The 13,086-nt window shown below is 35.4% G+C and carries 12 protein-coding genes; 7 read left to right on the forward strand and 5 right to left on the reverse strand.

Annotated features, from left to right (window positions below):
* The first annotated feature begins 366 nt into the window (after positions 1-366).
* Positions 367-954 carry a lysozyme gene (locus tag ACG94X_RS02100; RefSeq protein WP_419382076.1) on the forward strand — a complete coding sequence of 196 codons (588 nt, stop codon included), beginning with the start codon at positions 367-369 and terminating at the stop codon, positions 952-954.
* A gap of 69 nt (positions 955-1,023) precedes the next feature.
* Here ACG94X_RS02100 and yddG read toward each other — a convergent pair whose 3' ends face one another.
* A complete protein-coding gene (yddG, locus tag ACG94X_RS02105) occupies positions 1,024-1,941 on the reverse strand; it encodes an aromatic amino acid DMT transporter YddG (RefSeq protein ID WP_419382077.1) in 918 nt (305 codons plus the stop codon).
* 320 nt (positions 1,942-2,261) lie between these two features.
* Here yddG and ACG94X_RS02110 point away from each other — a divergent pair, with 320 nt between their 5' ends.
* From ACG94X_RS02110 to ACG94X_RS02135, 6 genes are all read left to right on the forward strand, one after another.
* The gene (locus ACG94X_RS02110; protein ID WP_419382078.1) at positions 2,262-2,900 is read left to right on the forward strand and encodes a vWA domain-containing protein; all 639 of its coding nucleotides are present in this window, start codon (positions 2,262-2,264) and stop codon (positions 2,898-2,900) included.
* Positions 2,901-2,967: 67 nt separating this feature from the next.
* Positions 2,968-3,609, forward strand: a complete 642-nt coding sequence (locus ACG94X_RS02115; protein WP_419382079.1) for a TerD family protein — start codon at positions 2,968-2,970, stop codon at positions 3,607-3,609.
* An 11-nt stretch (positions 3,610-3,620) separates the two neighbouring features.
* The gene (locus ACG94X_RS02120) at positions 3,621-4,256 is read left to right on the forward strand and encodes a vWA domain-containing protein (RefSeq protein WP_419382080.1); all 636 of its coding nucleotides are present in this window, start codon (positions 3,621-3,623) and stop codon (positions 4,254-4,256) included.
* 129 nt (positions 4,257-4,385) lie between these two features.
* Positions 4,386-5,438, forward strand: a complete 1,053-nt coding sequence (locus tag ACG94X_RS02125) for a TerY-C metal binding domain-containing protein (protein WP_419382081.1) — start codon at positions 4,386-4,388, stop codon at positions 5,436-5,438.
* A 125-nt stretch (positions 5,439-5,563) separates the two neighbouring features.
* Complete coding sequence (locus tag ACG94X_RS02130; protein WP_419382082.1) at positions 5,564-7,420, forward strand: PP2C family serine/threonine-protein phosphatase; 1,857 nt, start codon at positions 5,564-5,566, stop codon at positions 7,418-7,420.
* Between the two features lie 92 nt (positions 7,421-7,512).
* Positions 7,513-9,042, forward strand: a complete 1,530-nt coding sequence (locus ACG94X_RS02135; RefSeq protein ID WP_419382083.1) for a helix-hairpin-helix domain-containing protein — start codon at positions 7,513-7,515, stop codon at positions 9,040-9,042.
* Between the two features lie 43 nt (positions 9,043-9,085).
* Here the strand turns inward: ACG94X_RS02135 and ACG94X_RS02140 are convergent, their stop codons facing one another.
* The 4 genes from ACG94X_RS02140 to ACG94X_RS02155 are packed head-to-tail and all read right to left on the reverse strand — an operon-like array spanning position 9,086 to position 13,085.
* Positions 9,086-10,015 (reverse strand): HpcH/HpaI aldolase/citrate lyase family protein, encoded by a 930-nt coding sequence (locus ACG94X_RS02140; RefSeq protein WP_419382084.1) that lies wholly within the window; start codon positions 10,013-10,015, stop codon positions 9,086-9,088.
* Positions 10,015-11,196, reverse strand: coding sequence for a cysteine protease StiP family protein (locus ACG94X_RS02145; RefSeq protein WP_419382085.1), 1,182 nt, complete (start codon positions 11,194-11,196; stop codon positions 10,015-10,017). The genes ACG94X_RS02140 and ACG94X_RS02145 overlap by 1 nt, the downstream gene beginning before the upstream one ends.
* Positions 11,189-11,974: an HAD hydrolase family protein gene (locus ACG94X_RS02150; RefSeq protein WP_419382086.1), complete on the reverse strand. Its 786-nt coding sequence runs from the start codon at positions 11,972-11,974 to the stop codon at positions 11,189-11,191. The genes ACG94X_RS02145 and ACG94X_RS02150 overlap by 8 nt, the downstream gene beginning before the upstream one ends.
* The gene (locus ACG94X_RS02155) at positions 11,964-13,085 is read right to left on the reverse strand and encodes a phosphoribosyltransferase domain-containing protein (RefSeq protein ID WP_419382087.1); all 1,122 of its coding nucleotides are present in this window, start codon (positions 13,083-13,085) and stop codon (positions 11,964-11,966) included. The genes ACG94X_RS02150 and ACG94X_RS02155 overlap by 11 nt, the downstream gene beginning before the upstream one ends.
* Position 13,086 lies beyond the last annotated feature (1 nt).

The raw sequence follows: 13,086 nt of genomic DNA on the forward strand, positions 1-13,086 counted from the left end.
TATTTTAAGTCTAATTATCTACATGACTGTGTAGATGATTTTTAAAAAATTGAAACTGCTGTAAATAAAGTCATAGGCAGGGATATACAACGTTTCGTGAGTTATTATGCTGAGGTTTTTTGAGAAAGCCCTTTGGAAAAAGTGGTCTGGTTATCATCGACGAAGCTCGGTAGAAACCAAATTTTTTATTTTGATTTGTATTTTTAGATATTGTTAATTTTCCATTACATTATCGAGTAGAGGGATTTTTATCAGCATTTATATTCTTTAAATGAATAAAACCAAATACAACTATATCTATTGAATCAGTTCGGATTAAAATTTAACAATGTGAATATAAATCGTTTTTAATTTTGAGTTTTTTCTATGAACCCGTTTTGGTCTAAATTAATTTCTTCTTTATGGAATGAGTTGAGTAAAAATAAAAAAGCTTCATCTGATATTGCTGTCGCTGTGGATAGTGCTTCGAATGATATTGGTTTTGCTCAAGATTTTACACAGAATAAAATTACAAAAATTAGTCGTAAAGGTGTAGATCTTATTTGTGGTTTCGAAGGTTTAGAACTTCAAGCGTATGATGATGGTGTCGGTGTTTGTACCATTGGCTATGGAACAACAATTTATCCGCATGGGCAACCTATTCGTTATGGTGATTGTTGTACTATTGAACAAGCGAAAGATTATATGCAGCATGATTTAAGAAAGTTTGAATCAGTGGTTAATCAAGCTGTTACGGTTACGCTGACCCAAAATCAATTTGATGCTTTAGTGTCACTTAGCTACAACATTGGAACGGGTGCTTTTAAAAATTCCACGCTATTAAAATTGCTCAATTCAGGCGATTATATTGCTGCAAGTCATCAGTTTGATGTATGGATTAAAGCAGGTGGAAATACGGTACAAGGCTTGGTGAACCGTAGGGCGGTAGAGAAGTTATATTTCTCTAAAAAGTAATTTGAAATGTTTTCGTCTGTTTTGAATCGTAACTTTTACTATGTAATGAATAACAATACAGACAAATTTTTAAGCTCTGCGCAGTATTTTATCTTTTAATTGTATCCAATTGGTTGAAATCCAACAGACAAACGAGCCAATTGTCACTAAAAAGACACCATACCAAAACTCTGTAGGTAAACTTGTTTGTAAAATAAGCATGGACATAACAGTTGAAATTACAGGGCTAAAGTAAGATAAAGTCACTAAAATGGTAATGTTTCCTTTAATAATTCCGATATTCCATGCGGCATAACCTAAAGCGACGACCAAAGAAACAATCAATAAATAGCTTGTTGTGATTAAATCAAAACTTGGTAGATTGGCTAAATCATGCGACCACAAGTATTTAATCCATAAAACTACAGAAATAGCGACAAAGAAAAATGAAATCGGGTTGTGACCATCGCTATATTTCTTGGTAATGACGCAATATAAAGACCATAGACTTGCCCCAATAAATGCCAAAATGTAACTGATTGGGTTTGAATAAATATTCTGCATAATATTCTCCCAACTAAACGAACCTTGTCCCATTTGAATGACAACAATTCCGCCTAAACTAATGGTTAAACCAACGATCACGAAGGGGTTAAATTTAATTTCCTTAAATAGAATCAACATGACAACAGTCAAGCTTGGCCATAAATAATTAACTACACTGACTTCAATTGCTTGTTGTGCAGTTTGCGCCAATGCAATGGCGTAGGAAAAACAAACTTCATAAATCACAAATAAGAGCGTTGCGAATACTAAATATTGTCTAGAAATTAATTTGAGATTAGGAATTTTAAAGAAAATCAATAAAATACAGGTGCTCAATGTATACATGAGTGTTACAGCTAAATCAGCACCAAGACTAAAGCTAATTTTCTTTAATAAACCGACAATGGATGACCATTGTAAAATTGCACTTAAACCGATAAGGGTCGCGAGATTTTTAGACATATCACGCTCAAGAATCTGTAGATACAGACAATGGGGGGAGAAAAGGAATATGAATAATTATATCGTATAAATTGAACTTGGCAGAATTTTTAGCATTTTTATAACTCCAAAATCTATCGATAATTACAATTTTAACTGCCGATAATTTCACTTCAGCAATCTATCTTTGACCATTATTTTGCTTATAACGATGAGGTTTAAATGAACAAGATAAAAAATAAATATTTTTAATGTAAAAACGCTTTGTTTTCAGTTCATTTTTTTATATAAACATAGTAACAACGATTAAAATTTGATAAAGAAAACTAGTGAGAAAATGAATGAGAAGATTGCCCGTATATTTATTATTGGATACTTCAGGGTCTATGCACGGCGAGCCTATAGAAGCTGTTAAAAATGGGGTAGAAATTCTCATTTCATCATTAAGACAAGATCCTTACGCACTTGAAACAGCTTATTTGTCTATTATTACTTTTGATACCCAAGCACGACAATTGATGCCATTGACTGAAATTGCGATGTTTCAGCCACCACAATTACAAGCAACGGGGACAACGCAACTGGGTGATGCACTTGCATTATTGGCAGAAAAAATTGATCAAGAAGTGCAAAAAACTACGCATGATACCCGTGGAGATTGGAAACCTTTGGTTTTTATTATGACAGATGGCGCCCCTACGGATGATTGGACGAAAGGCTTTGAAAAATTAAAAAAAGTAAAAACAGGTATGGTGATTGCTTGTGCAGCAGGACACAATGCGGATACCAGTATTCTTAAACAAATTACTGAAGTTGTAGTAGAGCTAGCAACAGCAGATTCAAATACAATTAAAGCCTTTTTCAAATGGGTATCGGCAAGTATTTCCACAGGAAGTCAAAAAGTCGATGCAGGACAAAAAGAAGTTACGGGGTTGAATGATCTTCCGCCACCGCCACCAGAAGTCAATGTGGTTTTATAGACATGTAGTTTTGTAAAAATAATGAATACATTCATAAGTCGTTTAAAAATATGAAAAGGATATAACGATGGGAATAACACTTGCTAAAGGTCAGGGGCTAAGCCTTGAAAAATCAGAACATAATTTGTCATTGGTGACGATTGGTTTAGGTTGGGACATTACCGAGCAGAAAAAGGGTTTTTTGGGTGGGTTGTTTGGTGCGAAGACTGAAGAGCATGATTTAGATGTTGTTGCATTTCTGTGTGATGCCAATGGAAAAATCAAAGACTTGGGTTGGGATGCTTCTCAAAAGGCAACACTGGTCAATAGTGATGTGATTTTCTTTAATAATTTAAGCCATCGTTCAGGTCAAATTTGGTTAACAGGTGATAATCGTACGGGTGCAGGCGACGGCGATGATGAACAAATTATCGTCAAGCTGAATACACTTTCACCTGAATATCACAAGATTGTTTTTATTGTGCAAATTTATAATGGTGCAACTAACAATCAACATTTTGGTCAGGTTAAAAATGCGTTCATTCGTGCCGTAGATGCTTCAGGTAAGGAAATGGTACGTTTTAATTTATCTGGAATTGGTCAATATGATCAACAGCGTTCCTTGTTGTTCGCAGAATTGGTCAGAGAAAACAATGGATGGAAATTTAATGCTGTCGGGAATTCATCACCCGCAGATAATTTTGTTACATGGTTGAAAAATTACGTATAAAAGAGAAAAAAATGCGCCGTTTACCTGTTTTTATTTTATTGGACACTTCAGGCTCGATGCGTGGAGAACCCATTCATTCTGTTAATGTCGGTTTGCAATCAATGTTAAGTGCATTAAGACAAGATCCTTATGCGCTTGAAAGCGTTTATTTGAGTGTGATCACTTTTGATATGGAAGCAAGAGTATATATACCGCTAACTCCGTTAGAACAAGTACAAATTCCAGATCTTGATGTGCCGAATGTCGGTGCAACATTTATGGGTGCAGCATTGGAGTTGTTGGCGCATGAAGTACAACAAAATGTTCAAAAAAGTACTGATGATGTAAAAGGTGATTGGCGTCCTTTATTGTTTCTTATGACTGATGGTTCTCCGTCAGATGTATATGCTTATCAACAAATTATTCCAACCATTAAGCAGTCAAATTTTGCCACGATTGTTGCTTGTGCCGCAGGTCCTAAAGCAAAAACTGAAGCATTATTACAACTAACAGATCAGGTGGTTGTCTTAGACACCATGGATTCAAATAGTTTTTCAAGTTTCTTTAAATGGGTATCGGCAAGTGTGGTTGCAGGCAGCAGTAGTGCAGGGGTAACAGATTCAATTTCGTTACCTCCGCCACCTGCGGAAATACAGTTGGTTTTATAATATTTGAAATATTCATGTAAATAAGCATACGTGCTTGTATTTGGAATTTTAAAACAAAGTAATCAGTCTGATTTTATTAAGTAACTTATTATATATGGATTATATAATAAAAATAATCAAGGTGAAGTTATGCGCCGTTTACCCATTTTTTTTGTATTAGATTGTTCTGAGTCGATGGTGGGACAACCGCTTGAATCTGTTCAAGATGGAGTCGATCTAATTCTGAGTAGTTTAAGAAAAGATCCTTATGCTTTGGAGACTGTGTATGTTTCAGTCGTTGCTTATGCAGGGATTGTTCGAACTTTAGTGCCATTAACCGAATTATTTGCTTTTAAAAACTTTAACTTACCCTTAGGTGGTGGAACACATTTAGGCAAAGCGCTGGATCATCTTGGACAAGAATTAGATCGTTATGTGATGAAAACCACCAGTGAAGTTAAAGGTGATTGGAAGCCGATGGTTTATTTATTTACAGATGGTCGTCCAACGGATGAGTATGAACAAGCCATTGAACGGTGGAATGCAAAATTTGCCAATAAAGCCACGGTTGTTGCAATTGGTTTGGGTGCAGATGTAGATTTTTCTATATTAAATAAACTGACAGAGCATGTGATTTCAATTGATCAAATTAACCCAGAATATGTGAAAGGTTTGTGTAAATGGATTACTGCTTCTGTGGTGTCACAAAGTGTGAGTGTTGGAAATAACCAACAAAACAATGAGTTATTACCAATAGATGAGCGCTACATGCGTTTAGCTAAAGACGCGTTATCAGTAAGTAAAAATAAAATTGATGAACATTGTGCGACTTTTGTCGGACGCTGTCAGAAAATGAATAAGCCTTATATCATCAAGTATACGAGGAACTTACAATATAAAAGCCCCGCAGATTTAAACATTAATATTTATAATTTTAAATTAGATACATGCAGCATTATTTCTGAAGAATATTTTACATGGTCTGATCAGAATGCACCAATTAAGCAAATTAATACAGCTGAATTAGATGGTTTTCCTGAATGTCCACACTGCTTTTCTGAAACTGCGTTTGCTGTGTGTGGATGTGGGAATTTAATGTGCTATGACGGTTATCGTGACTCTGTTGTTTGTCCGTGGTGTCGTCGTCAAATTAGTTTTTCAGCTTCTGGTGAAGATTTTAATTTAAATCGAGGTCAGGGTTAGTAAATATACTTACATTGTCATTTTAATGTCATTACAGTCTAGTGGGAATTTAAGTGATATTTAAATAATGATAGTATTAATAATCACTGAATATAAAGAATTTAGATAATAAAATTGAGGGAAAAATGGATAGCTACGAATGTAAAATTAAACGGGTTTTGGCCGAAAATAAACAAGATTATAGCGAAGCATTTTCTGAATTTTTATTGCATGAGCAAAATTTACCGCAACTTTCTAAATTAATTATTGAATTGAAAAATAGGCAATTGCGTTGTGAAAATACGTTGAATATTAATGAGCCAACGGCTGAATCTAAAGCATCCGAAGTTCCAGAAAAATTAAATGAAATTCGACATGGAATTGTTGAGATTGAGCAAAAAAATGAAAAGGGATTACAAGATGAAGTATTTGAGAGTAATCATAAAAGTCATTCATCTCTTGTTTTGAATGAGAAAATTTCGCTACCTGAAAATATCGATTTGGATCACCATTTTCAAGGTGAGATAAAACCTATAGCACAGGATATTCAACACAATGACTTAACTGAACCATTGGTTGATTCTGTGGATCTCGGTATTAATGATGTTGATGATGATGCTATAACGACAATAGATGCAAAAAAACCAACTGTAGAAAATTTTGATCCCATTTCAAGTGAAAATTCTGCAGAATCACCGTTAGAGCAAGTGTCATCGCAGAATCCTACAGCAACTTTAATATCGGATACGGCACTTTCTGCCGAAACTGAGAAGAATAGACAAGAGATTGAATCAGTGTTTAGACGAAGTAAATATGAAGATATTAAATTTCAAGTTGAAAATGCACGTGTAGGACAAAGCTATCAATCTAAAATTATAATCATTTCTCATCATGATGCGAGTGAAATTAGGTTTAAAGCAGATAGTTTTTGTTTTCCAGATGAAGCTTTTTCTTTTGATGAAGATAGTCAAACGATTCAAGGTGAGCCGCTGCAATCACAAGAGTTTGAATTTACATTTCAATTTTCTGTAGCGCAAGAAATGCGTTCAGCGCATTGTCGTTTAAATGTAATTGCAGATCCTCGTAGTCTTTGGAAAGTACTAGAACCAGAAGCGGGGCAAGAATTTGCAAAACAACATACTGATAAAGCTATGATAGATACTGCGGATTATAAAATTATTGCCGCAAGTCGCCGTGGTCGTTCGCATGAACATGCAGGTACATTTAGAGATGATGATTTTTCGATTACACAAATTGAGGATAGCTCTTGGTCTGTATTATGTGCAGCAGATGGCGCAGGGAGTGCAAATTATTCTAGAGAAGGTTCTCGAATTGCTGCAGAGATTGTTCAAGGTGAATTTAGGCGTTATTTAACGCCAGATACCATAGATGTTTTGAATCATGATTTAGAACAGTGGCAAGTGGGTAGTCAAAGAGCCGAAACCAATGAAATTGCAGCAAAATTGAATCAACAATTTCACCTTGTTTATTATGAAATTTATAAATCGATTATCGAGGAAATAGAGTTAAAAGCCAATCAATTAGCTGTTAATCCCAAAGTATTCTCAACGACACTTCTCATTGCAGTTATTTGTAAATTAAAAGAAAAAATCTTTATAAGCACATTTTCTGTTGGCGATGGTGCAATTGCAGTTTATAGCGAAAATAATATACGTCTTATGAATGTACCAGATGGCGGTGAATATGCAGGACAGACAAAATTTTTAGATCGCAGCATTGCGCAAGAGTTTAATACACGTTTAAAAATAGGTTGTTTTGCAGATACAAATGCAGTGATGTTAATGACAGATGGTATCTCTGATCCTATTTTTGAAACAGATTCTGGTTTGTCTAATCATGCCAAATGGCAACGTTTGTATGCAGAGCTTGATCCTTTGATGCAAATTGAATCTGCTGATACTGCTTTATTAGAATGGATGCATTTCTTTACTCCTGGTCATCATGATGATAGAACGATGGCAGTTTTATGGAATAAGCCTTAAAAATGAAGAGTTAACTTATTTATAAATATTTGAAAATATCATATTAAGTAAAAAATCCGGCATATAGGTCAGGTAAAAACTAGGTAATCAAAATGTCAGCGAAAATTATCAAATGTAATACTGTCGATGGTCGTCCGATTGAATATGTAGATGAAATTATTGGTTCAGGTGCAATGAAAGATGTTTATTTTTCGCCTGACCGTAGTTACGTGGTGTGTTTTTTTAGTAAAGAAAAAAATAAGTTTTATGACTCTAAAGCTGCGTTGGAACAACAAAAAGACCGTTTAAAAGAAATCGTTGGAAATAAATGGCAAGGTATTTTCAATGGCGTTGGTGGTGATTATTGGAAGAATATTTTCTGTTGGCCAGATGGTTTAGTTGAGCATAATAATTTACTCGGTATTACTGCACCGACCTATAATAAGCAGTTCTTTTTTGAACATGGCTCGAAAAATAATGATTTTCTACAAATCAAAGGTAAGGAAAAAGAAGGGAAATGGTTTGCTAGTGCCAATAATCAGAATCGATTTTTAGATGAAAAAGAAAAAGGCACTTGGCTTAACTATCTCAAAATAGGGATTTTGATCTCACGTGCTGTGCGTCGTATGCATGCCGCAGGTTTAGCACATTCAGATTTATCTTATAAAAATATTTTAGTCGATCCTGTCACGGGCGGTGCATGTGTGATCGATGTCGATGGTTTGGTTGTACCGGGTAAATATCCCCCTGATGTTGTGGGAACACCTGATTTTATTGCACCTGAAGTAGTTAGAACCAGTCATTTGTCTAAAGAAGATCCAAATCGTTTTTTACCAAGTATTGCCACGGATAAGCACGCTTTAGCAGTATTAATTTATATGTATTTGTTATACCGCCATCCGCTGCGTGGTGGGAAAATTCATGATATGAATGATCCGCAAAAAGATGAAACTATTGGAATGGGTGAAAAAGCATTATTTGTCGAACATCCTACTGATACAAGTAATCGTGTTAAACCTTCTCAACTTAAAGTTAGCCAACAACCTTGGGCTGATCCTGCAAAAGTACCTTTTACGGTAACAGGGCCTTATTTATCAGAATTGTTTGTTAAAAGTTTTGTTGATGGATTGCATGATTCAAGTAAACGACCCTCTGCCAATGATTGGGAAACAGCTTTGGTCAAAACGGTTGACTTGATTCAGCCTTGCCATAATCATCGTTGTGGTCAAAAGTGGTATGTATTTGATAATTCAACGCAACCTGAATGTCCATTTTGCCATACCAAATTCAAAGGTAAATTACCTATTTTGAATTTGTACTCAGCTCGTCAACAAGGAAATTTTAGACCGGATAACCACCGTTTAATGGTATGGACGGGGCAATCGCTATATTCATGGCATGCCAATAATCTGATTGCGCCAAATGAGCGGTTAACACCAGAACAGACTAAACGTAAGGGCTATTTCGTTTTGCATAATGATGTTTGGTGGTTGGTGAATGAGGATTTGCCAGATTTAACCGATGTTGTGAATAAAACCAACATCCCAATTGGTGGTAAAATAGAACTGAAAGATGGTGTTCAAATTTTATTGTCTAAAGAAGATGGTGGTCGTTTAGCTGTCGTCCAGATGGTAGAAGCCTAATCCTTTAGGCTTTAAATTCATCTTAAATCTATAAAAATTAAAATCAGTAACTTAGAATAATTTTATCTTGTGTTGCATGTGGTGATTTTACCAATCCAAAAGTTTTATATCGGAGTAAAATCATCTCTGCCCAGTTTTTATGTGTCGCAGGCTCAATCATAGAACCATGACTTTTAAAGACACTTTTGGCATCATGTGCAAGAATTTGTTGGGCTTCATGAAATTCTTCTGGATGGACTTGAAAAGCCGAATGAATGTGTCCAATTTGATTTGGGTGAATTGCTGTTTTTGTATAAATACCATTGTTCATGTCTTGGGTGAGTTCTTGCATGAGTAAATGCGTATTTTCAAAATGTTCACAGACAGGCGAACTCAGCTGAAAACCATTGGGAATGAACAAACCAGCTAATTGAGAAATAAGAATGCCGACAGGTGTTTGATATATCGTGGTATTTTTAGGGCGACGTAAATTTAAACACGACAATAAATCATTGCCACCGATTCTTAAACATAGTGTTTTATGAAAATCGTATTTGAGTGCTTGTGACAACTCAATATTATGTGAAACATCAAATATTTCTTTGGTTTCAAGTGTTGGCATGTACTGCAAATTTGCAGGCAGCACATCCATCCAATTATTTAAATTATAAATATTGAATTTAGGTAAGATCATACCGTTAAAGGTTTGATTTAAATCCCAATCGACAATATGTTTCGCCATTTCAATATTACGTGGGCGAATAAAAATAGCAGGAGCTTTTAAGCTTGGAAATTCTAAGTGTTTTTGTAATAAATGTTTTAAATTGACCATTGCTGTTTGCACGTCACATTCTAAAACGGCATCTTCCAAACAAACGGCTATAGATTTAATCTGTGGAAATTTAATTCCTTGGGTAACTTCCCATAACTGTTCATGTGTTGCAGGAATGTACATCGTAGCGCCGAGTTCAATCGCATTGTGAAGTTGCTTCATTATTTTTTCTCAACTTTCTTTATCAGCGTAACGGCTAAATAAGGACCTAATTTTGATCCAAGGACATCTACAGGGATATTTCGCTCACGAGCAAAATGCAGTAAAAGTTGCACATTTGGATTACTATCATTTTGCAATAAAATACGCTCAGGTACACGTCTTAATACAGCACGTGTCGCTTCGGCAATACTAGCTTTGATTCTGTTAATGTTTTGGATTGAATAGTGTTCTGCAATCCAATCAATGGTTTCACTACATGATTGTTGTTGCGTCAAACGAATTTGATTATTCCAATGTGCCGTTTCATTTACTGGGTGTAGCTCGATTAACTTTAAAATTTTCTCGATAAAATCTACAGAAAGATCATTAGGTTGTAAATGGTTGTAAATTAAACAACTGTGCCATTTTTTAGGGTTGTAACAATCCTGTTGAGCATCTTCACGAGCAATGGTTTCTTTTAAAATAGTACGAGAAGTCAGACCTGAAATTACAGAACCCAATATCCCAAAAGGAATGAGCCAATCATCTATACTTGCACTTAACCATGAGTAACCTGCTAAATCTGATAGCGTAACTAAGCGTGGAATATCCCAGTTTTCATCAAATAGTGCAGGAAAATTTTGTAGGTTTTGTGTCAATTCTCTACAAATAGCACCTTTACCTGTCCATCCATCAACAAAGATAATATTTTCAGCACCATGTTGCTCAATAATGGCTTGTAGCGCAGCAAAATCTATTCCACGATCACGGATAATACTAATACCGTAATGAAATACTGAATGACTTTGAACAAAGGTTATTCTTTTCTGAGTTAAATAATGTTTTAACAATACACCGAGTGGAACACCTGCACGGACTAAACTAATCAATACAATCGGTTGGTGTGGAAATCGTTGTAATAAAGAATTGCCGATTTTTTGCACTTCTTCAGCAAGTCGTACTGCACCTTGATCAAAAGCATGTTGGAAATGTTTCATATGCTCATCAGTTGGTGGATTTTCTACACTAATCATTTGTGAGTAATGCATTTTTCCAGACTGAATCAAGTATTCTTTTTCTTCAACATCCGTTGGCTGAATATCATCGACTTGCATTAAGAAAGTCACATCTTCTGGACGATACGAACTATGAAAGCCCAGTTTTGTTAATATCGGATTTAATGTCGTTAAATTTTTAGACATGACCTAAATACCCCTTAGTATCATGATCTTGCGTTAAATTTAGATTTAAAAATTTATCGAGTTGGCTATTTTTAGGCATTCCAAACCAATCACAGCAGCTTAAGAAGCCTGCATCTGACAAGCTATCACCCCATCCAAGAACGACACGTTCATGATTTGGATCATATTTTTCAATAAAAAACTCAACAGCTTTTTGCTTAGAAATATGATTAGGAATAATAGCTAAATTATTACCATTGATATGGATGTAACAATGTTCAAGTATATGTTTCGGGATCTGTTGTACAAGCTGATCTAAAACCAATGTGGTTGGATCATTTTGCTTTGCAACAGCATAAATTTCTAAATCATTTTCTGTTAAAGTCCAAGTGCGAAGTGAACTTAAATCTGCTTCTTTGGCAAAATCATGTAAAACGCTTTCAACTTCATGCAGTACAAGCTTGAGACTTTGATTGGTTTGAATTTTTAAATCGAGCCATTCAGTATCAACTTGATTGTCTTTTCCAAGAATTGTTCCACCATGTGAACAGATTGCCCCATGGTGAAAAGGAATTTGTACGCGTTTAAAACCTTCGACAGAGCGGGCAGTGACAGGAATAATTTCAGTCGTTTCCAGTAGCCAATTTACAAAAACTTGCTGCTTCGGATTTTTATATGAAAGGGGTTGTCCAGAAACATCTGTCGTTGCAATTTTATGCAATGGTGTTGGCTGCTGCTTTCTATGTGTCTGAAAAAGCGTATCGTCTAAATCTACAAATACTAAAGGTTTAGGGTTCATAGCTGACTACTTCTAAATTTTTGATTTGTTCAAATAAACTTGGATCTACGCTGTCTTTTTTAGTTTCAATAACCAAAAGTACCCGATCAAAGTGTTGATGTTTAACGTTGTATGCAAAATTTGGAATATTCAGTCCATAATTATCGGTAAAGCTACAAATACTCTCAATCGCATGACCTTGCATAATTGGAGAGCGAGTCGTAGAACTGAAATATGTTTCAGCACCTTGTTGTTCCAATTGTTCAGCAATTAAAAAAGGAATCCAACTAAACTCACCAGAACCCAGTACTAAAATCTTTTCATTGGGTTTGTTTATTTTAACGTGAGACCAAGCACTACATTCCAAATAACACGGTTCACGTCCCCAATCATTGGGTGCAATAATTTTCTGTGCTTGTTGATGTGTCGCACTGACATCGGGCATATCAATCTGAATATTCTGATTATTCGACTGCCATTGCCAATGACCTTGCAGTAAAGAAATTACTTCAATAGGAATCTCTAAATCTTCAGTCGCTAAATGCTGTTCAGCCCAATTCACCAAAGTGACCAGAATAATACGTTCAACATTTTCTAAACCTGAGTTTTTAAGACTATTAATCAGGTTCTTAAACGTCTTACCCGTGGAAATTTCGTCATCTACAAGAACCAATGTTTTTGCATGAATCACTTGTTGATGCTTGGCTTGATCATGACTGGTTAAAATAAATTGATCCTGTGCATGACTATGCTCTTCTAAAAAAAGACCGAGCGTTGGTAGGGTCGAAACAGGGTGACGCGTTGTTGTCAAAAAGATTGCATTTTGACCATGAATTTTTTTTAACTCACGATAAACACCGGCACCCAAACCCACAGCTGTTTCAGCCATTCCAATTACACAGATTGGACCTTGTAGATCTGTAGGAATTAAGCGTGTTAAATCGGCATAACTACGTTGCATGACAGACGGCGCAACTGGAATATGTTTCCCTAAGACTTTAGATACGAATAAAAAAGCTCTTTTAGGATTTATTCTTTCTGCAAAATCCAATAAGTCATCTAAATCCCAATGGCTATGTTGCTGATTAACTTGAACACTAATACGCCCTCGGCTTAAATCTATATGCTTCATT

It is taken from the genome of Acinetobacter psychrotolerans (genome assembly GCF_048552595.1).
Taxonomy (GTDB): Bacteria; Pseudomonadota; Gammaproteobacteria; order Pseudomonadales; family Moraxellaceae; genus Acinetobacter.

What these genes read in the sequence shown, in the direction of transcription:
- ACG94X_RS02100 (WP_419382076.1), top strand. Translation starts at nt 367, where the DNA reads ATGAACCCGTTTTGGTCTAAATTAATTTCTTCTTTATGGAATGAGTTG.
- yddG (WP_419382077.1), bottom strand. Translation starts at nt 1,941, where the DNA reads ATGTCTAAAAATCTCGCGACCCTTATCGGTTTAAGTGCAATTTTACAA.
- ACG94X_RS02110 (WP_419382078.1), top strand. Translation starts at nt 2,262, where the DNA reads ATGAGAAGATTGCCCGTATATTTATTATTGGATACTTCAGGGTCTATG.
- ACG94X_RS02115 (WP_419382079.1), top strand. Translation starts at nt 2,968, where the DNA reads ATGGGAATAACACTTGCTAAAGGTCAGGGGCTAAGCCTTGAAAAATCA.
- ACG94X_RS02120 (WP_419382080.1), top strand. Translation starts at nt 3,621, where the DNA reads ATGCGCCGTTTACCTGTTTTTATTTTATTGGACACTTCAGGCTCGATG.
- ACG94X_RS02125 (WP_419382081.1), top strand. Translation starts at nt 4,386, where the DNA reads ATGCGCCGTTTACCCATTTTTTTTGTATTAGATTGTTCTGAGTCGATG.
- ACG94X_RS02130 (WP_419382082.1), top strand. Translation starts at nt 5,564, where the DNA reads ATGGATAGCTACGAATGTAAAATTAAACGGGTTTTGGCCGAAAATAAA.
- ACG94X_RS02135 (WP_419382083.1), top strand. Translation starts at nt 7,513, where the DNA reads ATGTCAGCGAAAATTATCAAATGTAATACTGTCGATGGTCGTCCGATT.
- ACG94X_RS02140 (WP_419382084.1), bottom strand. Translation starts at nt 10,015, where the DNA reads ATGAAGCAACTTCACAATGCGATTGAACTCGGCGCTACGATGTACATT.
- ACG94X_RS02145 (WP_419382085.1), bottom strand. Translation starts at nt 11,196, where the DNA reads ATGTCTAAAAATTTAACGACATTAAATCCGATATTAACAAAACTGGGC.
- ACG94X_RS02150 (WP_419382086.1), bottom strand. Translation starts at nt 11,974, where the DNA reads ATGAACCCTAAACCTTTAGTATTTGTAGATTTAGACGATACGCTTTTT.
- ACG94X_RS02155 (WP_419382087.1), bottom strand. Translation starts at nt 13,085, where the DNA reads ATGAAGCATATAGATTTAAGCCGAGGGCGTATTAGTGTTCAAGTTAAT.